The sequence below is a fragment of the Kitasatospora sp. P5_F3 genome (genome assembly GCF_054049135.1).
The window spans coordinates 1-24747 of record NZ_JBFUMY010000023.1; the positions used below are offsets into that span (position 1 = coordinate 1).

General features: G+C 69.7%; 14 protein-coding genes and 1 pseudogene. 8 read left to right on the forward strand and 7 right to left on the reverse strand.

The genetic code is table 11. The annotated features are described in order from the left end of the window. From ACXJMZ_RS15895 to ACXJMZ_RS15915, 5 genes are all read right to left on the reverse strand, one after another. Positions 1-974: non-reducing end alpha-L-arabinofuranosidase family hydrolase (locus tag ACXJMZ_RS15895; protein WP_457030686.1), on the reverse strand; the 974-nt coding region annotated here is incomplete at its 3' end. Between the two features lie 140 nt (positions 975-1114). Further along, a complete protein-coding gene (locus tag ACXJMZ_RS15900) occupies positions 1115-1990 on the reverse strand; it encodes a glycoside hydrolase family 11 protein (protein WP_457030744.1) in 876 nt (291 codons plus the stop codon). Positions 1991-3225: 1235 nt separating this feature from the next. Beyond that, complete coding sequence (locus tag ACXJMZ_RS15905) at positions 3226-5229, reverse strand: RICIN domain-containing protein (protein WP_457030687.1); 2004 nt, start codon at positions 5227-5229, stop codon at positions 3226-3228. A 54-nt stretch (positions 5230-5283) separates the two neighbouring features. Beyond that, a complete protein-coding gene (locus ACXJMZ_RS15910) occupies positions 5284-6708 on the reverse strand; it encodes an endo-1,4-beta-xylanase (RefSeq protein ID WP_457030688.1) in 1425 nt (474 codons plus the stop codon). Between the two features lie 373 nt (positions 6709-7081). Continuing rightward, positions 7082-7714, reverse strand: a complete 633-nt coding sequence (locus ACXJMZ_RS15915; protein ID WP_457030689.1) for an amidohydrolase family protein — start codon at positions 7712-7714, stop codon at positions 7082-7084. 361 nt (positions 7715-8075) lie between these two features. Here ACXJMZ_RS15915 and ACXJMZ_RS15920 point away from each other — a divergent pair, with 361 nt between their 5' ends. From ACXJMZ_RS15920 to ACXJMZ_RS15930, 3 genes are all read left to right on the forward strand, one after another. Beyond that, positions 8076-9182 carry a ricin-type beta-trefoil lectin domain protein gene (locus ACXJMZ_RS15920; protein ID WP_457030690.1) on the forward strand — a complete coding sequence of 369 codons (1107 nt, stop codon included), beginning with the start codon at positions 8076-8078 and terminating at the stop codon, positions 9180-9182. A gap of 117 nt (positions 9183-9299) precedes the next feature. Beyond that, positions 9300-12356 carry a glycoside hydrolase family 2 TIM barrel-domain containing protein gene (locus ACXJMZ_RS15925; protein ID WP_457030691.1) on the forward strand — a complete coding sequence of 1019 codons (3057 nt, stop codon included), beginning with the start codon at positions 9300-9302 and terminating at the stop codon, positions 12354-12356. A gap of 598 nt (positions 12357-12954) precedes the next feature. Beyond that, positions 12955-15984: an RICIN domain-containing protein gene (locus ACXJMZ_RS15930; RefSeq protein WP_457030692.1), complete on the forward strand. Its 3030-nt coding sequence runs from the start codon at positions 12955-12957 to the stop codon at positions 15982-15984. 295 nt (positions 15985-16279) lie between these two features. On the opposite strand, the pseudogene ACXJMZ_RS15935 reads toward ACXJMZ_RS15930, so the two are convergent. Both ACXJMZ_RS15935 and ACXJMZ_RS15940 read right to left on the reverse strand, forming a co-directional pair. Continuing rightward, positions 16280-17374: pseudogene (locus ACXJMZ_RS15935) on the reverse strand (glycoside hydrolase family 6 protein); the annotation flags it as partial. 72 nt (positions 17375-17446) lie between these two features. Next, entirely contained in the window at positions 17447-18412 is a 966-nt protein-coding gene (locus ACXJMZ_RS15940) for a glycoside hydrolase family 6 protein (protein WP_457030693.1), read from the reverse strand. Positions 18413-18620: 208 nt separating this feature from the next. Between ACXJMZ_RS15940 and ACXJMZ_RS15945 the strand changes: the two genes are divergently transcribed. The 5 genes from ACXJMZ_RS15945 (at position 18621) to ACXJMZ_RS15965 (ending at position 24630) form a co-directional block, all read left to right on the forward strand. Then, the gene (locus ACXJMZ_RS15945) at positions 18621-19634 is read left to right on the forward strand and encodes a LacI family DNA-binding transcriptional regulator (RefSeq protein ID WP_457030694.1); all 1014 of its coding nucleotides are present in this window, start codon (positions 18621-18623) and stop codon (positions 19632-19634) included. 231 nt (positions 19635-19865) lie between these two features. Then, positions 19866-21167 (forward strand): ABC transporter substrate-binding protein, encoded by a 1302-nt coding sequence (locus ACXJMZ_RS15950; RefSeq protein ID WP_457030695.1) that lies wholly within the window; start codon positions 19866-19868, stop codon positions 21165-21167. A 97-nt stretch (positions 21168-21264) separates the two neighbouring features. Further along, positions 21265-22251: a carbohydrate ABC transporter permease gene (locus ACXJMZ_RS15955; protein ID WP_457030696.1), complete on the forward strand. Its 987-nt coding sequence runs from the start codon at positions 21265-21267 to the stop codon at positions 22249-22251. Between the two features lie 14 nt (positions 22252-22265). Then, complete coding sequence (locus ACXJMZ_RS15960) at positions 22266-23168, forward strand: carbohydrate ABC transporter permease (RefSeq protein WP_457030697.1); 903 nt, start codon at positions 22266-22268, stop codon at positions 23166-23168. 52 nt (positions 23169-23220) lie between these two features. Further along, positions 23221-24630, forward strand: a complete 1410-nt coding sequence (locus ACXJMZ_RS15965) for a GH1 family beta-glucosidase (RefSeq protein WP_457030698.1) — start codon at positions 23221-23223, stop codon at positions 24628-24630. The last annotated feature ends 117 nt before the right edge of the window (positions 24631-24747 follow it).

Sequence of the window (24747 nt, forward strand, 5' to 3'; positions counted from 1 at the left end):
TACATGTTCTGGCCGTCGGCGATCAGGGTCTGGTCGATCGGGGCGGCGCCGCCCGGGAGGCTGCCGGTGAACAGCGGCTGCGGCGCGGACCAGCCGTTGGGGTTGGTCGGGTCGCTGGAGGTGCGGTAGATGAACGGCCAGGCACCCCACTGGTAGGCCAGTACCCAGATGTTCTTGGGCGCGAAGTAGAACAGCGTGGGCGCCACGGTGGACTGGTTCATCCCGTTCTGGCCGGCCGACGCCATGTCCGACCAGTTGGTGAAGGGGCTGAACGCCATCGAGCCGTACGACGACCCCGACACGTCCGACGCGTAGACCAGGTGCTTGCCGTTGTACACCACGTTGGTGAAGTCCTTCACCGACGCCCACCCGTTCGCCGGCTGCGCCAGCGCGCCGGTCGACGACCAACGGTACGTCGACGGAAGGGCACAGGTGCCACCGGTCGGCGTGGGCGTGGGGGTCGGGGTCGGCGTCCCGGTCAGGCCGGTCCACTGCTGGTTGCTGCCGCCGTTGCACGTCCAGATCTGCACCGCTGTGCCGTTGGCCGTGCCCTTGGCCGCAACGTCCAGGCACAGTCCGGACTCCACGCCGACGATCGTGCCGTCGGAGTTCACCCGCCACTGCTGGTTCGCACCGCCGCTACAGGCCCAGATCTGCACCCGGGTACCGGCCGTGGTGGCGTGGTTCGGAACGTCCAGGCACTTGTTGCCGTATACGGTCAGCTGGTTGCTGGACGTCGAGGTCCACAGCTGGTTGGTCCCGTTCGAGCAGTCGTAGATCTGCAGGGACGCGCCGTCGGCCTGGCTGGCGTTCTGCACGTCGAGACAGCGGTTGGAACCCGTACCGCGCAAGGCGCCGCTGGTGGCCGCCTGGGCGGGGTTGGCGACGAGCATCGCCGCCAGTGCCACCACGGCCGCGACTACGGCGGTGAGCACGACGGACAGTTGCCTGCGGCCGGAATCTGCTCTGCGCATGGATACCTCCTCTGTGATTGGGTCGGAGCTGTCACACAGCCTTGTTAGCGCTCACATTTGTGCGCTCCCTGAAGCGCGCATGCAAGAGTGGTCGGTCGGGGGCCGCCACGCCCCGGGTGCCGCCGTGAGCTGGATGGGGGTCAGCTCAGGCCGCAGGAGACCGTCGGCCAGGTGGTGCTGCCGTTCTTCATGATGGTCATGCCCCAGTTGTTGCCTGCGCCGTTGGGGGTGGCGACGAGGGTCTGGGCGTCCGGGTAGGACGTGTTGGCGTTCCAGGTCGAGCTGATCCTCTCCGGGGAGGGGACCTTCACGGTCACCTTCCAGGCGTTCGATCCGGTGACCGAGACGTTCAGGTTGTAGCGGTCGCTCCACGAGTCGCCGGCGGAGAGCGTCGCGGTGCAGCCGCCGCCGGGGCCGCCGGTGGAGCCCAGCGTGATGTTGGAGCTGCCGCTGCTCTGGTAGCCCTCGGTGGCCAGGATCTCGTAGTTCATGGTGCCGAGGTTCATGCCGGCCCTGGCCCACGCGTCGAAGTGGTTCGCGACGGTGATGGTGCCGCCGGTCCGCCTGGCCTGACGGACGCTCCAGTACTGGTCGAAGGTCTTGATGCCCTCGATGGAGGGGGCGTTGTAGCGCGTCGTCTTGTAGATGTCGTAGGTGCCGCCGTCAGTGGTGACGGTGCCCTTGTACGCGCCGGTGGGCTTGTAGGAGCCGTAGTTCTCGACGATGTAGTACTCGATGAGCGGGTTGGTGCTCCAGCCGTAGAGCGCCAGATAGGCGTTGCCGCTGGTGCTCCAACTGCCCGAGTACGTCACCGGGTTGCGTGAGCCCTTGCTCCAGCCCTTGCCGGCGACGAAGTTGCCGGCGTTGGTCCAGGAGGTGCTGTAGTTGCTGCCGCCGTTCATGGACATCGAGGCCTGACCGGAGCCCTCGGTCCAGAACGAGTAGAAGTACCCGCCGTCGGTGCCGGTCTGGTTCGTGGTGACGGTCGCGGCCTCGGCGGTGCCGGGCAGGATCATGACGGCCGCGAGGGCCAGGGTGAGGATGCGGGCCTTGCTGACGATCCGCCAGAGACAGCTGGTGCTGCGGCTCTTGAGGTGGGGGGAGTTCACGGGAGCGATCCGTCCTGCCGATGGGTGGGGGTGGGGGTAGGGGCAGCCCTGCGCCACCGCTGGTCACGGAGGGGTGGCCGGCTGGACGGCGTCGCGAGGGTGGTGCGGAATCGACTTGTCGTCAACATCACTGAGCCCGAGGCCAGTTGGCGAATGCGACCCGCATCCGAGGCCGTTCGGACTTGTCGACGGCGACAGTGTTGGCCTGTGCTCGACAGGCTGTCAACAGTTTCGACAGAAACAGCGATTGGTTCGCTCTGCCTCAGGTCCGCAAAGGTTGACCAAAGGAGCTGGTCAAGCGCTCAGTGACCAATGGCATGTTTGGGAACTTGACCAGTACCTTGCCAACTTTCGCGCAGTCATCCCGGGGTACAGCGAAACTTTCGAACGCCATCGGCGGTACTGGTCCGCCGGTCGTTGCCGACGCCTGGGCTCAATCCGGCCACGAGACACCGCAATTGGTCGCGCCGGCTGATGCCCCGGATGTGTCCGAAGTCCGGCCACCTGTGGCTCGCCGGTGCACGGCATCCACCTGGACGAGGGGTCGGACAACATGACCGTCTCGAACAACGTGCTGGCGCACACCGACGGGTTCGTCAACCAGAACCGCAACGGCCCAACGTCAACACCACGTCCGGCGACGCGGTGACCAAGGCCTCCGGTCTCGAGCTGGTGGCAGGTCGACCTGCGCCAGACCTACCAGCTCGGCCAGTTCGCGCTGACCACCCGTCAGGACCTGGACCAGTCCGAGACCCGCGGCAACTTCGAGGTCCCGGGCTCCAACGCCCCGAACTTCGGCAGCTACACCGTCCTGGGACGCCAGGCGATCACCCTGCCGCTCGCCTCGACGCTCACCGGCGACAACGACGTCTGCCAGGCCTTCCGCTACGTGCGGGTCGCCAAGACCGACGGCGCGTACTTCTACCTTCTACATCACGGACTTCAGCGTGCAGCAGACGGGCGGGGCGCAGGCAGCCGCGACCGGTACCCCGAACACCAACCCGTCGACGTTCTACACGCTCAGGAACGTCAACAGCGGGCAGGTGATGGAGGTGTCCGGCTGGTCCTCCGCTGAATCAGTCCTACCAGGCCTGGACGAGCCAGTAGCCGGCAGACGTGCCGTAGGGCGCAGGCGGTGGTCGTCAGTTGAGCGTCCACCTCTGGTTGTTCTGGCCGTTGCAGCTCCACAGGATCATCCTGGTGCCGTTGGCGGCCGCGCCGCCCTCGGCGTCCAGGCACAGGCCCGAGGCGTTGTTGGTGATGCTGCCGTTGGAGTTGACGGTCCATTTCTGGTTCGCGGCGTCGGTGCAGTCCCACAGGACGACCTTGGTGCCGTTCGCCGTGCCGCCCCCCGCCGCATCCAGGCACTTGTTGCCGTAGACCACCAGCTCGTTGCGTGCGGTCCGGGTGAAGGTCTCGTTCCCACCGCCGAAGCAGTCCCACAGGATGGCCTGGTTGCCGTTGGCGGTCGAGTTCATCCCGAAGTCGACGCAGCGGTTGGCGGCGGCGGCGACGAGGGCGACACCGTTGGTGCCGGGGATGCCCTGGACCCGGACGGCGTCGATGTCGGGCGCGGTGCCGCCCGGGACGGTGGCGAAGCGCACGGTGTTCGCGCCCTTGGCCAGGTGGGCCAGGACCGAGACGGTCCGGTAGGTGGTGGCGGAGCCGGTGGGCGGGAAGGACATCTGGTACGCGTACTGGCCGTTGACCTGGACGGTGGCCCTGCGGGCGGAGCTGCCGCCGTTGGCGTAGCTGACGTCCACCAGCTTGGTGCCCGCAGCAGCGGCGGTGACGCCGGTGAAGGTGGGCGTGGTGGCGGCCGTGGTGTCCTCGTAGGTGCTGCTGCCGGCCTCGGTGCCGGACACGGTCAACAGCACCGCGTCGTTCGCCGGGACGGTGGTGGTGTAGCCGGTGGCGGACGATCCGACATCGGCGCGCGACCAGACGTTGCGCACCGAGGCGGAGGCCGTGGTCAGGCCGAGGTCGGCCCAGCGGACGGTCATCGGGGCGGCGGATCCGGTGCGGTTGAGCAGCAGCACGGCGCGCTTTCCCGTACCGGCGAGCACCTTGGAGTAGACCTGGAGGTTCCTGGTGTCCTCGGCGACCTTGATGCCCTGCAGCCCGCGCGAATCCTGGTCGATGGCGAGGACCTCGGGCTGGGTGAGGATGTCGCGGGTGGTGCTGCTCATGGTGGCCAGGTTGTTGCCGGCCAGCAGCGGTGCCCCGGATATCGCCCACAGGCTCATGTGCAGCCGGTTCTGGGCCGCGTTCAGGCCGTTCATCCCGACCATCAGCATGTCGAGGTCGTTGGTGTAGCCGGTGTGCTGCGCTGCCGGGTGGATCCCCTGGTCGAAGTTGGTGAGCATCTTGGCCGTGTCCGCGGTCTGGCCGAAGAAGATGATGTCGTTGCTGGTCCGCCACAGGTCACCGGTACCCGTGGCCCAGTTCCAGGTCAAGCCGGTTCCCCACTCGCAGACCGACAGGACGAGCCGGCGTCCGGTGACGGCGCTCGCGGCCTCGTGGGCGGCGGCGATCGCCTTGTACGTCGCCTCCTGGTTCAGTCCTTCCACCCGGCCGCCACAGAAGTCGATCTTGACGTAGTCGAATCCCCAGCGCTGGAAGGTCTCCAGGTCCTGCTGGTAGTGGCCCTCCATACCGGTGTTGGGGGCGGCGGGCCGGGTGGTCGGGTAGTAGAAGCCGCAGCCCTGCTTGCCGGCGTCGGTGTAGATGCCGGCCTTGAGGCCCCTGCTGTGGAGGTAGTCGGCGACAGCCTTCATGCCGCCCGGCCACAGGCTCTCGCTCACGGCGATGCTGCCGTTCGCATCACGGGCGCCCTGCCACCAGCCGTCGTCGAGGTTGATGTGGTCGTACCCGGCGGCGGCCATGCCCGAGGAGATCAGCGCGTCGGCCTGCTGCTTGATGACGTTGAAGTCGATGCTGCTGGCGAAGGTGTTCCAGGAAGCCCAGCCGAGCGGCGGCGGAGTGACGCCGACCTGGGTCGTGCTGACGGCAGCCGACTCCGCGTGCATGGGCACGGACGACGACGGCCGGCCGCCGATGGCGGCCAGGCCGGCCACGGCGAGTACGAGGGTGAGGACCTGGGCGGCGATCCGACGGGTCCAGCGTTGTCCGACGGTGTGAGACATACGGCTCCCCGGGGAGTGAATGGAAGACTTCTCAACGAAAGCGATGACTGACCGTCAGCGCGCACGGTGGGCCGGTCGGCGCGCGCGTGACCCTCGGGTCCAGATGGCGAGCTTGCTGCCGTTCGTGGTCGCCTTGGCGGTGACGTCCAGGCACTTGCCCGCGCCGACCGCGGTGATGGTGCCGTCGGCGTTGAACCGCCACTGCTGGTTGGGCTGTCCGCTGCAGTCCCAGATGATCACGCTCGTGCCGTCCGCGGTGCCCCGGCCGCTCACGTCCAGGCACTTGCTCCCGTACACCCGCAGCTCACCGGCGGACGTCACCGTCCACTGCTGGTTGGACTGCCCGCTGCAGTCCCAGATCTGCGCCTGCGCACCGTTGGCCTGCGAGGCACCCTCAACATCCAGGCACCGGCCCGAACCCGCACCCTTGATCGCCACCCCGCCGGCCGGCGGGGTGGCGTTCAGAGCATCCAGGACGGCGTAGTAGGCGGGCTTCCTCCCGTAGGTGCCGTCGAGGAGGAGGGGCGTGTCGGAGGCACGCCAGGAGTATTTGTCGGTGACGCCCCAGGCGGTGATGCCGGTGCAGCGGGCGATCGCCAGGCAGGCCCGGGTGACGGCACGGTAGGCGTCGGCCTGGGCCGTCCCGGAGCCGGCGATGTCGAGTTCGGTGATCTGCACGTCCACGCCGAGCGCGGCGAACTGGGCGAGGTTCTGCTGGTAGTTGCCCGGTACCTGGCCGAAGTGCGACTGGAGACCGACGCAGTCGATGGGGACGCCGCGTGCCTTGAAGTCGCGGACCATGTTGTAGACGCCCTGGGTCTTCGCCGCGGTGGCGTCGTCGATGTTGTAGTCGTTGTAGCAGAGCTTGGCTGCGGGGTCGGCCGCCCGGGCGGCGCGGAACGCCTCCTCGATGAAGCCGTTGCCGAGCTTCTGCTGGAAGACCGAGTTACGCAGGGTGCCGACGGGGCCGCCGTCGGTGAACGCCTCGTTGACCACGTCCCAGGCGTAGATCTTGCCCTTGTAACGGCCCATCACATTGCCGATGTGGTTGTTCATCGCCGATCGGACGTCGGTGGCGGAGCTGAGATTCTGTACCCAGGAGGGGAGCTGGGAGTGCCACACCAGGGTGTGGCCACGCACCTTCATGCCCTTGCCCAGGGCGTGATCGACGATCCGGTCGGCGCCGCCGTAGGTGAAGGTGTTGCGGGACGGCTCGGTGGCGTCCCACTTCATCTCGTTCTCCGGGGTGACGGCGTTGAACTCCTGGTCCAGGGCGGCGGCATAGTCCGTCTCGCCGAGCCGGTTCGCCGCCACGGCGGCGCCGTAGTACCGGCCGCTCTGGGCGGCGGCGGCGCCGAGGGTCCCGGCGGCCGCAGCCGCGACGGGGGCGCTGGTCGCGGTGACGGCGACTGCGAGACCCAGGACGCCGGTGGCGAGCAGGGCACCGATCTTGCGGGAGGAAACGGGTGGTACGCGCATGGCTGCGCCTCCGTTGTTCGGATCACGGGGTGGGGGCCACGAAGGGAACCTTCGTGGGGTCGAGATCACGATCCGCCGCCAGATCGCCGTGGGGCGCGGGGTGGCCGGCCGCCGTCACCACCGGGCACGGCAGGGGCGCCTCCGGACCATAGAGTGGAGAGTGGCTGAGTGCACGTCAAGATGTTCCCGCTTGGCCACAAGCGGCCACCACGGCGGTCGTTGAACTTTTTGCCGAGGCGGCCCAGGTCAGAGCCGCGCAGTCCGGCGGGCGGACTTTCGCTTCGGCGACGGCTCCCTTGACGAGCGTTCGGACGCCGTGCTTTTCTCCGGACGTCACCACCAACCTCCCCGAGCCGCAGGGATTTGTCAGACATCAGCTTGTTAGCGTTAACATCGCACGCGCCTGTTCCGGGCCTTCGCTTCTGTGGTGCCGGTCCGGATTCACGTTCCCCCACCCGCAGGGGTGCCCATGTCGTTGCACGGGCGCCCCTGCCTGAATGTGATCAGAGGAGACACCAATGGTCCGCGCCACCAACAACCAGAGCTGACCATCAACCCCTGCAGACTCCAGTACGTCTGTCAAAGACTCAGTCCCACCGCGAGCGGGGACTACTCCCAACTCCCGCACCGGATGGGACTTCTGACCCGGGCCAACTCCATCTTCCGACCCTCCCCGGGCTCGGGGCGAGCCGTCGGCCCCACCGGGAGGCGGCTGCAGTTCGTCGGGTTCAGGCGTGCACAGCAGCTGCTGCTTCGGTCGGTTGACGGCCCGTTCGATGATGCTGCGACTGTGCCGTGGAGTGTACGGCGGCTCCGACCTCACGTCCTCCGTCGGACGGAACCGGGCGGCGGTGCCGTCGGAGACCTGGGCGCGCTCGTCCGCCGTCAGTTCGGCGATCGAGTCCTCTGCGGCAGCGGTGACTTCCGCGTAGGAGGAGCGCAGCGGACAGACCGGCCGGTCGGAGCCGAACACCGTCCGCTCCGGACCGAGGGCGTCCAACACCACGTCGGCGTACGGGCGCAGATCGGCGGCTTGGACAGGTGGTCCGGGACGAAGCTCAGCTCTGGCAGGGCGCGTACGGTGCGGATCGAGCCGGCAGCCAGTGCCGCGTGGAGCTGACGCTCCCCGCCGACCTTGCCTCCTGCACCGGCCGCGAGGGCCACCGGATCGTCGAAACGGCCACGCTAGGACTGCGGATCTCCGCCTCCAGCACCGACGCCTGCTTCACCGTACAGCGACGGGGAGCGGCACACCCGCCGCCTCCATCCGACCGCCACCACAGCGGCAGTGGAGCACGACCAAGGTCGACTGAACCACTGACCCGAACCGGACATTCAGCACCCCACCCACAGAAGAGGTCACCTTCATGAGAAAGTCCTGGGTTCTGCCCCTGATCGCTCTTGTCGCCGCCATGCTCGGGGTGACGGCGACAGGTGCGACCCCTGCCTCCGCCGCCTCCAACACGCCCTTGCGGGTCATGCCGTTGGGCGACTCCATCACCTGGGGTGTGGGAAGCAGTACGGGCAACGGCTACCGAGCCCCGTTGTGGGACAAGCTCGCGGCGGACGGCCATCCGCTGGACTTCGTCGGCAGGTTGCGGGGCGGTTCGATGTCCGACCCCGACAACGAGGGTTACCAGGGATACCGGATCCACCAGATCGCCGAACTCGCCGACGCCTCGCTGACCCGCTACCGGCCCAACGTCGTGACGCTGATGATCGGCACCAACGACCTGGCCGGGGGCTATGAGATCCCCACCGCCACCGCCCGGCTGAAGTCGCTGGTCAACCAGATCACCGCCGACGTCCCCGACGCGACCGTCCTCGTGGCCTCCCTGGTCGTGTCCACCAGCGGCACCGAGGAGCAGTACCGCGCGGCGTACAACCAGGCCATCCCCCAGATCGTGAGCGAGGCACAGTCCGCGGGCAAGCACGTCGCATACGTGGACATGAGCAGCCTGACCACGGCCGACCTGGCCGACGCCCTGCACCCCAACGACGCGGGCTACCAGAAGATGGCCGACGCCTTCCACCGCGGCATCCAGTCCGCAGACAGCGCCGGATGGCTGAAGAACCCCGCCCCCACCCCCGCACGCGTGCAGTCCAACCTGGGCGGCAAGTGCCTGGATGTCAGCGGCTTCGGCACCGCCGACGGGACCGCCGTCCAGATCTGGAGCTGCGGCGACACCATCAACCAGTACTGGTCCGCCTACACCGACGGCACCCTGCGCTCCATGGGCAAGTGCCTCGACGCCGCCGGCTTCGGCACGGCCAACGGCACCAAGATCCAGATCTGGGCCTGCCACGGCGGCTCCAACCAGATCTGGCAGCCCTACAACGGCGGCTACCGCAACCCCGCCTCCGGCCGCTGCCTCGACATCCCGGGCTACTCCACCACCGACGGCACGCAACTCCAACTCTGGGACTGCCACGGCGACTCCAACCAGAAGTGGACCACCCTGACCGCCGGATAACCCCTGCTCCCGGGACCTGAGGCCTCGCCGGGCCCCGGTCCCGGGAGAACGACGCTTCCCGCAGACGGCTTCACCAGTACGGTCGCGCGCATCGCCCCAACCGCCGGAGGATTCCGCATGTCCGCACGCTATTTCGAGGACTACGCACCTGGCCACGGCCAGGCCGCGCCGCGCGCGGCCCTGCACTCCGACGCGCCCAGAATCGACCTCAACGGGGACTGGTCGTTCCGGTTCTCACCCACCCTGCGCCCGGAACCGGACGGGTTCGAAGCCCCGGGTTTCGACGATGGCTCCTGGGACGCCCTCCCCGTCCCCTCCCACTGGCAGCTGCACGGCTACGGCCGGCCGATCTACGTCAACATCGCCTACCCCATACCGGTCGACCCGCCCTTCGTCCCGAACGAGAACGAGACCGGGGACTACCGCCGGATCTTCGACCTGCCCCCCGACTGGGCGGGCACGCCGACCGTGCTGCGCTTCGAGGGCGTGGACTCCTGCGCCCGGGTCTGGCTCAACGGCCATGAGCTGGGCGTCACTTACGGCAGCCGCCTGCCGACCGAGTTCGACGTGACCGAGCTGCTGCGGCCCGGCCGCAACGTGCTGGCGGTCCGGGTGCACCAGTTCTCCGCGGGCACCTACCTCGAGGGTCAGGACACCTGGCGCCTGTCGGGCATCTTCCGCGACGTGTCCCTGCTGGCCCGCCCCGTGGACGGCATCCGGGACGTCTTCGTGCACGCCGACTACGACGCGGGAACCGGCGCGGGCCGGCTCCGGGTGGAGGCCGACGCGGACGCGCCGGTGCGGATCGACCTTCCGGCCCTCGGGATCCAGGACCGGCCGGTCGGGACGGAGTTCACCTTCGCTGCGGTACGGCCCTGGAGCGCGGAGGAACCGCACCTCTACGAGGCGTACCTCACCACCGGCAGCGAGCGGATCCGACTACGGATCGGGTTCCGCAGCGTGGCCGTCGACGAGGCCGGCGTGCTCCGGGTCAACGGCCGTCGGGTGGTGCTGCGCGGCGTGAACCGGCACGAGTTCGACCCCGATCACGGCCGGACGCTCTCATTCGAAACCATGCGCCGCGACGTGGAGTTGATGAAGCAACACAACATCAACGCCGTGCGCACCGCGCACTACCCGCCACACCCCGCGTTTCTCGACCTGTGCGACGAGCTCGGCCTGTGGGTGATGGTCGAGTGCGACCTCGAGACCCACGGCTTCGAGCACGCCGACCCGGAGCGCTGGCAGCGCAACCCCTCCGACGACCCTCGCTGGCAGGACGCCTACCTGAATCGCATCGAGCGGACGGTGGAGCGGGACAAGAACCACCCGAGCGCCATCCTGTGGTCGCTCGGCAACGAGGCCGGGGACGGCCGCAACCTTCGGGCCATGTCCGAGTGGGTCCGGCGGCGCGACCCGTCCCGGCCGATCCACTACGAGGCCGACCGGCTCGGCGAGTACACCGACGTCCACGCCGAGATGTACCGGCCGCCCGCCGCCGTCGCCCGGATCGGCCGGGGAGAACTGCTGCCGGGCGAGGTCAACTACCCGCCCCGCGCCGGCTCCGGCGACCCGGCGGACGACCCGCGCAACCGCAAGCCCTTCCTGCTCACCGAGTTCGCCCACGCCATGGGCAACGGGCCCGGCGGGCTCGCCGAGTACCAGCAGCTGTGCGACGAGTACCCGAGGGTCCAGGGCGGCTACGTCTGGGAGTGGATGGACCAAGGGCTGCGCACCCGGGACGCCGAGGGCCGTGAATTCTTCGGCTACGGCGGCGACTTCGGCGAGGACCTGCACGACGGCAACTTCATCTGCGACGGCCTGGTCCTCCCCGACCGCACCCCCTCCCCCGGCCTGCTGGAGTACGCGAAGGTGATCGCCCCCGTCCGGGTCGGCCCCGGGCCCGAGGCGGACACCCTCGCGGTGGAGAACCACTACGAGGTGCTGGACCTGTCCCATCTGCGGTTCACCTGGTCGCTGGCCCGCGACGGGGTCGAGCTGGACCACGGCGTGCTGCCCACACCGGAGTTGGCGGCCGGGGAGCACGGCCTGCTGCCGCTGCCCCGGCTGGACCTTCCCCCAGCTACCGCTGGGAGGTGCCCCCTTGGCGGGGAGGACAGCGGGGGCGAGCTCTGGCTCACCGTCCAGGCGGAGTTGGGCAAGCCCGCCGACTGGGCCCCCGAAGGTCACGTGGTCGCCTGGGGACAGCTCCGGCTCTCCGCGACGGACCGCCGCCGACCGATCGGCCCGCCGGTTCCGGCCCGCAGCGAGGGCGAGCACGTCCTGCTCGGCCCCGGACGCTTCGACCGGACCACCGGAGCTCTGCTCGGAATCGGCGAACTCCCGCTCCACGGACCACGGTTGAATCTGTGGCGCGCCCCCACCGACAACGACGGCGGCTGGCACCAGCGCGACGCAGCCTACTGGAAGGACCGCGGTCTCGACCGCCTGCGGCACCGCACCGTCTCCGTCACCCCGGACGCACACGGCCTGACCGTCGTCGTTCGCAGCGCCGCCGCGGCGGGCAACTCCGGCTACCTCACCACCTACCGCTGGGACAGCGACGGTGAAAGCCTGCGACTTCGGGTGCACGCCGAACCCGTCGGCCACTGGCCGGAGCGGGGCGACGACTTCCACGACACCATGGTGGACCCGTCACTCCCGCCGGAGGAGTACCAGGAGCTGGCCCGCAGGAACGGTTCCCGCTCCCTGGCCCGCGTCGGACTCGACTGGGAGATTCCTGCCGACCGGTCCCGGGTGGAGTGGTTCGGTAGGGGCCCGGGCGAGGCCTACCCCGACTCGCGTCAGGCTGTTCGCATCGGCCGGTTCCGCGCAACCGTGGACGAGCTGCAGACGCCGTACGTACGCCCCCAGGAGAACGGCAACCGTGCGGACATCCGCTGGGCGACCTTCACCGACGGATCCGGGAACGGACTGCGCGTCGTGGGCGAGGAGCCGTTCCACTTCGCCGCGCGCCGCTGGACCGACCAGCAGCTCGACACCGCACGGCACCCCACCGATCTCGTCCCGGGCCCGGTGATCCACCTCCACACCGACCATGCCGTCCAGGGCCTCGGCACCGCCGCGGTGGGACCCGGTGTGCTGCCTCGGTACCGGCTCGAACTCGGGCCGGCGGACTTCACGTTCGTCCTTACTCCGCTCCGGCAGAACTGAGACTTCCTGAACGCGTCGGGACAGGCCCTGCCACAGCTGGAACCGGTCGCTGACCTGCACAGCATCGGGGGAAATGCCCTGCCGGTAGGTCAGCGAGCCGTCGCGGCGGGCGATCTCAACACCAGGATGCGCACGGAGCCGGCGGCCCAGCTGATCGACGTCCCTGCCTTCCGAGAGGGTCACCGAACCTGACTGTGCGTGAACATATCGTTGACCACCCCCGCGAGCACCAGGGCGCCGCAGGGCGCGATCCGCCTCGTTCATGGGCTCCTCCTCGGTCCGGCCGTTTGCTGGATTGCCCGTCAGTTGCCGCTGCTCCGCAGAAGGTTGCCACCCTCGCGGTAGTCCGGGGCTCGGCCACCCGTACCGCGGGTGCCGGCCTGGATCCGCCACTGCCGTAGTGCTTGACGACACACCGGAACGGACTTACGTTCATCGCCGGCGCCTTGGGCGACGACGTGAACTACTGGGGTCCGGGACGGACCCGAGTCTGGCGTCGGTCGCAGTCGCCAATCCGGCATGGACACCCGGAATTGCGCCGGCCAAAAATGTTAGCGCTCACATTTCTCTACCGGACCCGCCCGCCCGAGAGGTCACCATGCATCAGCACAGCCCGCCCCCACGCCGGCGATTGGCCGGACAGCTGTTCGCGGTCGTCGCCGCACTGCTTGCCGCCGTCCTGACGGTGCCCCCGCAGTCGGCGTCCGCCGCAGCGGTACCGGACGTCAATGGATTCACCGCGGGCAACGCCGCGCTCGCGTCGGTCGACCTGGCCGGAACGTGGAGCTTCACCCCCAAGGGCCGCTCGGCGACGTCGATCAACGTGCCCGGCGGCGGCTGGTACAAGCAGGGCTTCACCGACGTGAACGAGGCGACGTACTCGCGCACCGTGACCGTGCCGAACACGGGGCAGCCGCAGTCGGTGTGGATCGAGTTCGGCGCGGTGAACCACCAGGCGACGCTGTCGGTCGACGGGCAGGTGGTCGCCACCCAGAACACCTCCTTCACACAGTCGAACTTCGACATCTCCGCCTTCGCCGCCCCCGGCACCACCCACACGATCAGCGTGAACGTCAAGGGCCGCTATGCCCTGATGAACGGGAGCCAGACCCTGGTTCCCGACGCCGCCAACTGGTCCGAGGCGATCCCCCAGGGCATCTACCGCTCGGCGGCCCTGCGCGTGTACCCGGCGGTGTACGTCAGCGACACGTTCGTGCGCACCTCCGTGGCCAACCAGACCCTCACCTACGACGTGTCGGTGACGAACACCTCGGGCAGCTCACGGTCGGTGACGCTGTCCGGTGCACTCGCCTCGGACGGCGGTGGGTCGTTCAACTACCCGGCGCTGCCCGGCCGCACGGTCACCGTGGCCGCCCACTCGACCGCCAAGGTGACGGTCGGCCCGGTGGCGTGGAACCTCGGCTCCTCCTCGTACTGGTGGCCGAACGTGCCCTACCAGGCCGGGTACCGTGCCCAGCTGCACAAGCTGTCGGTGCACGCCTCCACCGACGACGGCCACACCAGCGACGCCGGCTACCGGTTCGGATTCCGGGACACCACCCAGAACGGCGAGTACTACTACGTCAACGGCGTGCGCGTGAACTTCCGCGGTGACAGCCTGCAGGGCGCGGACTACGACCGGATCGACAACGGCGGCAAGGGTGACGCCTATGACACGCTGCCCGGCTTCCTCCCGCCGTCCTCGGGCAACGGCGGCTGGCCGCAGGCGGTCGACAACTATCAGCGGCTCAACTACAACGTGGTCCGCATCCACCAGGAGCCGGGCAGCCCGTACATGCTCGACGTGGCCGACGAGATGGGCCTGATGGTCATCGACGAGACCGCCATCCGCGGCACCTGCAGCTGCCAGGACTTCGTCGCCGGGCACGACAACATGGTCAACCACGCCAAGGCGCTGACCCTGCGCGACCGCAACCACCCCGCTATCGTCCGCTGGAGCCAGAGCAACGAGAACGACATCAGCAGCTTCGACTCCGAGTCCTTCGAGAAGGACCTCTACGCGGCGATGAACGGCAACGACGGCACCCGGCCGGTCAGCGTCGACACCGCCTGGAACACCAACCCGTACCCCAACATGCTGAACGGCAACTTCGCCGTCTTCTCGCACTACATCGACGGCATCGGCAAGTACGGCGAGAGGCGCGCCGACCTGGCCGGCCGGCCCGACGGTGAGGGCGAGTACGTCTGGGACAAGTCCAACACCAAGCAGGGCTTCGAGTGGTTCGCCACCACGACGGTCGCCAAGCGCGCCAAGGACGCCAGCGACCTGCGCCCCTACACCCTGCTGTCCGGCTGGGCCGGCTTCGTGCCCGGTGTGAAGAGCACCGACTTCGTCCCCGAGGAGGGCGGTCGCCCCGTCTACGGCGAGGACAACCTGTCCGCCCCGTGGAGCAACCCGCAGATCCAGCGGATCCAGGCCGCGTTCAACCCGATCGCCGCTGTCGACCTGCCCTACTGGTCGGCCTCCGGCGAGTCGGACAGCGACGGCACCTTCCCGCTCCCGGAGAAGGCGGACACCTACAACTTCAACAGCACCGTCACCCGGAACATCACCGTCTTCAACGACGACTTCAGCGGTACCTCCGTCGGCCTGAACTGGACGGCTCGACTCGACAAGCCCGACGGCGCGGTCATCGCGTCCGGAAGCGCCCCCCTCACCATCCCGCTCGGCTCCCGGGTCACCCAGCCGATCTCGTTCACCGCGCCGGCCGGCGGCAGCCGGGTGTACCTGGTGCTGTCGACCACGAAGTCGGGCAGCGCCAAGTTCACCGACTCGGTCGAGTACCTCAACCTGGGCAACCCGGCGACCAATGTGGACGACGCCGCCACCGCTGTGACCTACAACGGCACTTGGAGTCACACGAGCGGCGAGACCGGCCCGTACGCCGGCACGAACTCCTACAGTGACGTCACGGGCGACACGTCGACGCTGAGCTTCGTCGGCACCGGCGTCACGCTGCATGCAGTGACCGCGCCCAGCCACGGCATCGTGGGCGTCTCCATCGACGGCGGGACCGAGTCGCTGGTCGACGAGTACTCGGCGGCGCGCACCGGCGACGCCGCGGTGTGGACCAGCCCCCGACTCGCCTCCGGCACGCACACGATCCGGGTGCGCGTCACCGGCACCCAGCGGGCCGCCGCGACGCACAACTGGGCCACCGTGGACCGTTTCGAGATCGCCAACCAGCCGGTGGTGGGCACGAACTACCGCATCGTCAACCGCTACAGCGGCAAGGCACTCGCGGTGGCCGGCGGGGCCACCACGGACGGCGCGTTGATCGTCCAGCGGACGGACGGCGGCGCCTGGACCATCGACACCGCTCCCGGGGGAGCGTACGCACTGAAGTACGTCAGCACCGGCAAGTCGCTCGACGTCAACGGCTACTCCCAGACCGTCGGGCTCCAGCTCCAGCAGTGGACCTCCAGCGGCGGCACCAACCAGCAGTGGTACCTGCGACCCACCGGCGACGGGTACTTCACCGTTGTCAGTCACGACAGCGGGCTGGTGGCGGACGTGTACAACTGGGACGCCGGCGACAACGCCAAGGTCGTGCAGTACACGTCCGGCGGCGGCACCAACCAGCAGTGGCAGCTCGTCCCGGCGTGATCCGTTCCCTACCATCAGCCGGGTCCTGAGGGCCAGGCTCCCCGGGGGGGGGGGGGGGGGGGGGGGGGGGGGGGGGGGGGGGGGGGGGGGGGGGGGGGGGGGGGGGGGGGGGGGGGGGGGCGAAGGTCAGAGCCGGGCTGGCGTTGCGCACCAAGGTCATGGCCTGCTCCGGCCACCAGGTGCCCGCCGGTGGGTCGACGATGCCGTACTCGGGATCGACCGTGCCGCCGGGGATGTTGCGGTTGCACTCCCCGTCCGACTGCCCGATGGTCTTCACCCACAGGTAGGCGTCCACGAGCGGCGTGCCGGTGTCGGCGGTGGGGCGGTTCCCGATGCCGCGGCCGGGCGGGTTGCACCAGGTCTGCGGGTCACCCGGGTACTTGCCGGCCGGCGGGGTCCAACCGCCCTGTCCGTTGCGGCTGGTGTCGACGACGAAGTGGGTGAGTTGGTTCAGGGGCGCGGCGCCGACGTTCTGCTCGAACCACTGGTCGGTCCAGTGCCAGGTGGCGGGGTCGTCCGCGTTGACCGAGTTCCCCGGCTGCCCGTCGTTCGGCGCGCTCGGTGAGTAGTACTGGCTCGCGCACCAGTCGGTGTGACCGCGCGCGGCCTCCGGGCCCTTGGTGGCGTACCAGAGGCACTTCGACACCCAGGTGCCGTAGTGGTCGGACAGGCCGGTGGCGAAGAAGTTGGACACGTTCAGGGAGAAACCCTGGGCCCGCTCGACACCTGCCTGGAGCAGGCGCTGCGCAGCATTGCCGACGCTCTGCCAGTGGCTGTTCCCGGCATCCAGGTAGACGACCGTGTTCGGCTGCCGCTCCAGCACGTCGATCGCGTAGTTGAGGTCGGCGATCCGTCCCGCCGTGACCGCGCCGGTGGGGTCGTTGTTCGGGACGCAGTCGGAGGGCAGGTTGGCCAGGGCATCGGGTTCGAGCACGATGACGGCCTTGCTCTTCCCGAGGCCGCGGGCCAGCGCCGCGATCCAGGCCTGGTACTCCGCGTCGGACTGCGCGCCTCCACTGGAGTACTGGGAGCAGTCCCGCAGCGGGACGTTGTAGGCGACCAGCACCGGGACGGTCCCGGTACGGGCCGCGCGGCGGGCCAGGGTACGGGCCCGGGTCTCCACCTCGGCGGGTGTGCCGTCGGTGAACCAGTCGGCCTCGGGCCAGCTCGCGAGCTTGGCCATGGCGGCGGCGCCCGCGAAGTCGTGGCCCCGCAGGTAGCGGACGGCCTGCTCGGCGGCGTCACTCGCCGGGTCGACGTAGAAGCGGGTGCCGGCGGGCAGGGTGTGGCCGGTGGCCTGCTGGGCCTGTGCCTGAGCCGGCACGGCGATTACCGTCAGCAGGGCGGCCAGCGCGGCGGGGACCAGGGAGCGTGGGATGCGGGGACTCATGGGTTTCCTCTTCTGGGCCGCTCGGGGCGGCGGGGKGGAGCCGCCCCGAGCGGAGTTGGTGTCGATCCCCGGTCAGTAGCCGTAGATCATCTTGTAGGCGACCTCGGGCAGGAACTGCCCGGCCGTCGATCCGGCGCCGGTGCCGCAGTTGCCGTCGGACTCGCCGGGGGCCTTGACCCACAGCAGCATCTCGGCGCCGCCGCCCTTCTGGGTGGGCGTGCCGATCCGCCGCCCGGCCGGGTTGCACCACTCGCCGTTGGAGCCGTTGCCGTTGCGGCTGGTGTCGACCACATAAGGCTTGCTGAGCCCGTACGAGGACTTCAGCGCCGCGTTGACGTTGTTGCCGTACGTGGTGTTCTGCCCGGTGGTGTAGAAGTTCGAGACGTTCAGCGAGAACCCGTGGGCTCCGGCCACCCCGGCGTCGGACAGCAGCTTGGCCGCGGTGCCGGCGCTCAGCCAGCCGGGGTTGCCGATGTCCAGGTAGACCCAGGTGTTGGGAGCCTTGGCGTTGAACTGGGCGACGGCGTTGCGCAGCAGCCCGTTGCGCTCGGAGACCTGAGCCGACGTCATACAGCTCTCGTGCCCGAGAGCGTCGGGTTCGAGGACGACCAGCGCCGGCCGGTTCCCGATGCCACCGGCGAAGGCGGCGATCCAGGAGTTGTACTCGGCGGCGGAACCGGCTCCGCCACCGGACTGACCGGCGCAGACGTCGCGGTTGGGGATGTTGTACGCCACCAGGATCGGCAGCTTCCCGCCCGCCGCCGCCGCGCCGACGTAGGCGCCGGTCGCCGTCCCGATGGTGCCGCTCCAGTTGCCGAACCAGCGTGCCATCGGCACGTTGGCGATCGACGTCTGGATCGCGGCGGCGCGCCCGTCCCCGCGGTGGGAGTTGACCCACTGCTGGGCACTGGAGTTGGGATCGGCGTAGAAGCCGTTGGTCATGGTGGTCGGGTCGGCGGCGTACGCCGTCCCGGGCTGGACCGCGACCACGAGGGCGGTCAGCGCTGGTGCGATGAGCAGAGCCGTGCTGCGGCGCATGGGCTTCCTCCGCTGTGGGTGGGGTGGGGGAGGTGGAAGCGCTTCCAGTTGCCAGATGATTGGTGCTTCGCGGCGCGATGTCAATACCTACGGCTACCTTCCCAGCAAGGGAGACCGGCGGTACAGTCCCGACTGGAAGCGCTTCCAGTTTTGACCCGACGGAGGCGCGATATCCTGTGCATTGGCATCAAGACCGAGGTGAACCACCATGACGGACGAACCGACGCGCCGAAGGCCGACCCTGGACGAGGTCGCCGAGCACGCCGGGGTGTCCCGTACCGCGGCATCGAGGGTGCTGAACAACGCCCCGAACGTGAGCAGCGGCAAACGCGAGGCCGTCCAGCGCGCGATCAAGGAGCTCGGGTACGTCCCCAATCCGACGGCCCGCGCCCTGGCGACCCAGCAGGCCGGGGCGGTGGCCCTGATCATCGCCGGAGAGGATCCGGCAGTGCTGGCCGACCCGTTCTACGGGCAGGTCATCGCGGGTGCCTCGACCGCGCTCGAGGAGACCGACCTGCACCTGGTGCTCTGTCTGGCCACCTCCACCCGCGGACAGATCCGGGTGAAGCAACTGCTGCAGAGCCGGGCGGTGGACGGGGTGATGCTGATGTCCCTGCGTGGGGACGATCCGCTGTCCCAGCTGGCCCTGGAGGCCGGCGTCCCGGCCGTGTTCGGCGGAAAACCGCTGCACGGGCACGCTCCGTTCTACGTGGACGTGGACAACGTGCGCGGCGCCCGGGAGGCGACCGAGCACCTGGTCTCCCTCGGCCGCACCCGGATCGCGACCATCACCGGACCGCTGGACACCGACGTCGGCCGGGCCCGCAGGCGCGGCTACCACGAGGCGCTGACCCTGGCGGGTCTGCCCTACCGCGCGGAGGAGGGCGGTGACTTCACCGAGCGGAACGGCATGGCCGCGATGGAGTCCCTGCTCGCCCAACACCCCGATCTGGACGCGGTGTTCGCCGCCAACGACAACATGGCGGCGGGCGCGCTGCGGGTGCTCCACCGCGCGGGCCGAGCCGTCCCCTCGGACGTCGCCGTGGTCGGCTTCGACGGCCTGGCCATTTCGGAGATCGCCGAGCCGCCGCTCACTACGGTCCATCAGCCGATACGGGACATCGGCCGGGAGATGACCCGCATGCTGCTCGCACTGATCGCGGGCGAGAAGCCGAGTCCGCTGATCCTGCCCACCACGCTGATCCGGCGCGAATCCGCCTGATCCCCCGTCGGTCCACCGACCGCACCGCCACGTTCGCGGTGCGGTGATCCGCCGTGCCCGCACCCGGGCCGGCGACCCTTAGACGGCCGCAGAGATCACCTCTTGACAGCCCTTCACCTGGGGGAGCAAGGTTTCACTCCGCCGCCTGGGAGCGCTCCCACATCTCTGCGCTCCGGCCCCTCCGGGCCCTCGCCGCGCCACCCCGCACACCCACCCCTTCCTGGAGAATCCATGTCCGCGCACCGCCGTTCCCGCAGAACCGCCGCCCTCGTGTCCGCCGCCGCCGTCACTGCGCTGCTGGCCACCGGATGCTCCTCCGCCGGAACGGGCTCCGACGACCCGAACGCGAAGATCACGGTCAGCGTGGGCGACTTCGGCACCTTCGGCTACAGGGAGGCCGGGCTCTTCGACGAGTACACGAAGACCCACCCGAACATCACCATCACGGAGAACACCACCACCCAGGAGGGCGACTACTGGACCGCCCTGCAGACCCGCCTGTCTGGTGGCGGGCTCGACGACATCCAGGCGCTGGAGGTGAGCCGGATCGCGCTCGCCACCTCCGAGCAACTCGCGGGCGCGTTCACCGATCTGTCGAAGGCTCAGGGCGTCGACAAGGAGGCCTACCTGCCGTGGAAGTGGCAGCAGGCGACCACCGCGCAGGGCAAGACCATCGGCCTCGGCACGGACGTCGGCCCGATGGCGATCTGCTACCGCCAGGACCTGTTCCAGGCGGCCGGCCTGCCCTCCGAGCCGGCCGCGGTCAGCGCGCTGTGGGCGGGTGACTGGGCGAAGTACGTCGAGGCGGGCCGCCAGTACCAGGCCAAGGCGCCCAAGGGCACCTACTTCATGGACACCGCCACCGGCCTGTACAACGGCGTGGTCTCCTCCAACGCCGAGCAGTACTACCGGAAGGGCAAGGTCGCCTACCAGGACTCCACCGGTGTCCAGCAGGGCTGGAAGCTGGCCGCCGAGGCGGTCCAGGCCGGGGTCACCCAGGGGCTCAAGGAGTTCGACACCCCCTGGCAGACCGCCTTCTCCAACTCCACCTTCGCCACCACCGTCTGCCCGTCCTGGCAGCAGGCCAACATCGAGAAGTTCTCCGGCCCCGGCAACACGGGCAAGTGGAACATCGCCCAGGCGCCCGCCGCCGGCAACTGGGGCGGTTCCTTCCTCGCCGTACCGGCCTCCGGCAAGCACGTCGCGCAGGCCCAGGCGCTGGCCGCCTGGCTCACCGCGCCCGAGCAGCAGGCCAAGGTCTTCCAGAAGGTCGGCAACATCCCCGCCAACCAGAAGGCCTACACGCTGCCCGGCGTCACGGACTTCACCAACCCCTACATCGGCCCGAAGGCGCCCACGGGGCAGATCTTCTCCACCGCCGCGAAGGCGATCACGCCGGCCGAGACCGGCCCGCACCACGGCACCCTGCACGGGGCGTTCAGCAACGGCGTGCTGCTGATGGAGCAGAACCACAAGAGCGCCGACGAGGCCTGGGCCGCCACCCTCAAGGAGATCACCAGCACCATCCAGTAGGTCCGCCGCGCCGTACGGGCCGCGCGCCCGTGGCCCGTACGGCCTCCACACCCCCTTCCAGCACAGCGCGACGACGCACCCGGCACGGAGGACCCCAGTGGCCACCCCTACCCGCACCCATCGAACCGACCCGCCCGGCTCACCGCCCACGGCCCCACCCGCCCGCGCCAGGACGAGCCGCCTGCACCGCTGGGACCGCGCCGCCTCGCCCTACCTGTTCGTCGCGCCGTTCTTCCTGGTGTTCGCCGCCTTCGGCCTCTTCCCGCTGCTCTACACCGGCTGGCTGTCCCTGCACCGGGTCAGTCTCTACAACGTGGACCAGGCCGACTGGGTGGGTCTGCAGAACTACTGGGACCTGCTGTTCGGCCCGCCCAGCCACTTCTTCTGGAACGCCCTGCGCAACACGATCACCCTGGGCGTGCTCTCCACCGTGCCGCAGCTGCTGGCCGCACTCGGCCTCGCGCACCTGCTCAACTACCATCTCCCGGCCCGCGGGTTCTTCCGCACCGCCCTGCTCGCGCCCTACGCGACCTCGGTGGCCGCCGCCACCCTGGTCTTCGCGCTGATCTTCAGCCCCGAAGGCGGCATGGCCAACTGGCTGCTGGGCCTGGTCGGTGTCGACCCGGTCCGCTGGGAGGCCGGCCCCTGGAGTTCACAGTTCGCCGTCTCGGTGATCGTCATCTGGCGGTGGACCGGCTACAACGCGCTGATCTACCTCGCCGCGATGCAGGCGATCCCGCGCGAACTGTACGAGGCGGCCGCCATCGACGGCGCCTCCCGCTGGCAGCAGTTCCGCCACGTCACCATCCCCGAGCTGCGTCCCACCATCCTGTTCACCGTCGTGGTCTCCTCCATCGGGGCCACCCAACTCTTCGGCGAGCCCTACCTGTTCGGCGGCCAGAGCGGCCACCAGGGCGGCGCGGACCACCAGTACGAGACCCTCGGCATCCTGATGTACGACACCGGCTTCCACCACAGCATGCTCGGCCGCGCCTCCGCCATCGCCTGGACGATGTTCGGCCTGCTCCTGCTGGTCGGCCTGGCCAACACCCTGATCGCCCGCCGCCTGCGCTCCGCCAACTGAGCGGGAAGGACACGATGACCACCATCCCTGCCCCCCACYCCCCCMCCGCCGCGCGTCGGCGCCGACCGCGCGCCCTCGGCGCGGGCGGCCAGCACCGGGCCGGACCGCTCGCCCTGACGATGCTGGTCCTGGTCACCCTCGCCTCGCTGTTCCCGCTCTACTGGACGGTGGTGGCCGCGTCCACCGACAGCCACCGGGTGATCTCCACGCCTCCGCCCCTGCTGCCCGGGGGCAATCTTTTCGACAACATCGGCTACGTGTGGAACAACGCCGGGTCACGCGGGATGGGCGTCGCGCTGCTCAACTCGACCCTGGTCGCGGGCACGGTCGCGCTCAGTACCGTGGCGTTCTCGGTGCTGGCCGGGTTCGCGTTCGCCAAGCTCCGGTTCCGGGGCCGCGGCGCCCTGCTCGCCCTGGTCGTCACCACCATGGCCGTGCCCGCCCAGGTCAGCATCGTCCCGCTGTTCATCCTGATGAAGCACCTGGGGCTCGGCAACCAGCTGGGCGCCCTCGTCCTGCCCACCCTGGTGACCGCCTTCGGTGTCTTCTTCATGCGTCAGTACCTCAGCCAGGCCCTGCCCACCGAACTCCTGGAGGCGGCCCGGGTCGACGGTGCGAACTCGCTGCGGGTGGTCTGGCACGTCGTGGTCCCGATCGCCCGGCCCGCGATGGCCGTACTCGGAATGCTCGCCTTCGTCCAGTCCTGGAACGACTTCCTGTGGCCGATCATCGCGATGAACGGCGCCACCAACCCGACCGTCCAGGTGGCCCTCGCCGGGCTCGGCACCGGCTGGTCCACCGACTGGTCCGTCATCACCGCAGGGGCCCTCGTCGGCACCCTTCCCCTGCTCCTGGTCTTCACCGTCTTCGGCCGGCAGATCGTCGGCGGGATCACCCAGGGCGCACTGAAGGGCTGACCCGCCGTCAGTTCCGCGCCCGACCATCACGACACCTCTTGGAGAACACCTGATGACCACCAGCTCCGCCCGCCGTGCGTTCCCCTCCGGCTTCGCCTGGGGCGCGGCCACCGCCGCCTACCAGATCGAGGGTGCCGTCGCGGAGGACGGCCGCACCGCCTCGATCTGGGACACCTTCAGCCACACCCCCGGCAAGGTCGCGAGAGGCGACACCGGCGACACCGCCGTCGACCACTACCACCGCTTCCGCGACGACGTCCGGCTGATGGCCGAACTCGGCCTCACCGCCTACCGCTTCTCCCTCTCCTGGCCCCGCGTCCAGCCGACCGGGCGCGGCCCGGCCGCCGAGCACGGTCTCGACTTCTACCGGGCGCTGGTCGACGAACTGCTCGCGCACGGCATCACCCCGGTCGCCACGCTCTACCACTGGGACCTGCCACAGGAGTTGGAGTCCGTCGGCGGCTGGCCGGCCCGGGAGACCGCGTACCGCTTCGCCGACTACGCCGCGCTGGCGGCGGAGGCCCTCGGCGACCGGGTGTCCTCCTGGACCACCCTCAACGAGCCCTGGTGCAGCGCCTTCCTCGGCTACGGCTCCGGCGTGCATGCCCCCGGCCGCACCGATCCGGCCGACGCGCTCAAGGCCGCCCACCACCTCAACCTCGGCCACGGCCTTGCCATCGGCGCTCTGCGCGCCACCCTGCCCGCCGACGCCCAACTGGCCGTCTCGCTCAACCTGCACGCCGTCCGGCCGCACAGCTCGCACCCCGACGACCTGGAGGCGGCCCGCCGGATCGAGGCCGTCGGCAACCGGATCTTCACCAGTCCGATGTTCCGGGGCCGGTACGACGAGGACCTGCTCGCCGACACCGCCCACCTGGTCAAGTGGGACGAGCTGGTGCACGACGGCGACCTCCCCGAGATCTCCCGCCCGATCGACCTGCTCGGCCTCAACTACTACAACCCGACCGTGGTTTCGAGCGCCGGGAACGCCAAGAACCTTCCCCGGCACGACGGCCACGGTGGCGGCCCGTCGCCCTGGCCCGGCGCCGAGGACGTCGCCTTCCACCTCGCCAACGACAACGTCACCGCCATGGGCTGGCCGATCGACCCGACCGGACTGTCCGACTCCCTGCTCGCGCTGCACCGCGAGTTCGGCCTGCCGCTGCTGGTCACCGAGAACGGCGCCGCCTTCGAGGACACCGTCTCCCCCGACGGAAGCGTCCACGACCCCGAGCGGACCGCCTACGTCCGCGACCATCTGACGGCGGTCTCCGAGGCGATCGCCGGCGGCGCGGACGTGCGCGGCTACTTCCTCTGGTCACTGCTGGACAACTTCGAATGGGCGTACGGCTACGAGAAGCGCTTCGGCATCATCCACGTCGACTACGACACTCTGGTACGCACACCGAAGAGCAGTGCCCACTGGTACGCCGACGTGATCCGCCGCGGCACCGTGGACTGACGCCGCGTCAGGCCGTCGCCGCCGTCGCGGTTCTGCTCATCGCCGCTGTGCACGCCGACCGGCCCGCCGAGCGCCCCGCCCAGGGTCCGGATGCAGCAAGCCCCGGGAGGGCCGATC

Excerpts from the sequence above, each read along its gene's own strand:
- ACXJMZ_RS15900 (WP_457030744.1), bottom strand. The coding sequence starts at position 1,990 with ATGATCCTGCCCGGCACCGCCGAGGCCGCGACCGTCACCACGAACCAG.
- ACXJMZ_RS15905 (WP_457030687.1), bottom strand. The coding sequence starts at position 5,229 with ATGTCTCACACCGTCGGACAACGCTGGACCCGTCGGATCGCCGCCCAG.
- ACXJMZ_RS15910 (WP_457030688.1), bottom strand. The coding sequence starts at position 6,708 with ATGCGCGTACCACCCGTTTCCTCCCGCAAGATCGGTGCCCTGCTCGCC.
- ACXJMZ_RS15920 (WP_457030690.1), top strand. The coding sequence starts at position 8,076 with ATGAGAAAGTCCTGGGTTCTGCCCCTGATCGCTCTTGTCGCCGCCATG.
- ACXJMZ_RS15925 (WP_457030691.1), top strand. The coding sequence starts at position 9,300 with ATGTCCGCACGCTATTTCGAGGACTACGCACCTGGCCACGGCCAGGCC.
- ACXJMZ_RS15930 (WP_457030692.1), top strand. The coding sequence starts at position 12,955 with ATGCATCAGCACAGCCCGCCCCCACGCCGGCGATTGGCCGGACAGCTG.
- ACXJMZ_RS15940 (WP_457030693.1), bottom strand. The coding sequence starts at position 18,412 with ATGCGCCGCAGCACGGCTCTGCTCATCGCACCAGCGCTGACCGCCCTC.
- ACXJMZ_RS15945 (WP_457030694.1), top strand. The coding sequence starts at position 18,621 with ATGACGGACGAACCGACGCGCCGAAGGCCGACCCTGGACGAGGTCGCC.
- ACXJMZ_RS15950 (WP_457030695.1), top strand. The coding sequence starts at position 19,866 with ATGTCCGCGCACCGCCGTTCCCGCAGAACCGCCGCCCTCGTGTCCGCC.
- ACXJMZ_RS15965 (WP_457030698.1), top strand. The coding sequence starts at position 23,221 with ATGACCACCAGCTCCGCCCGCCGTGCGTTCCCCTCCGGCTTCGCCTGG.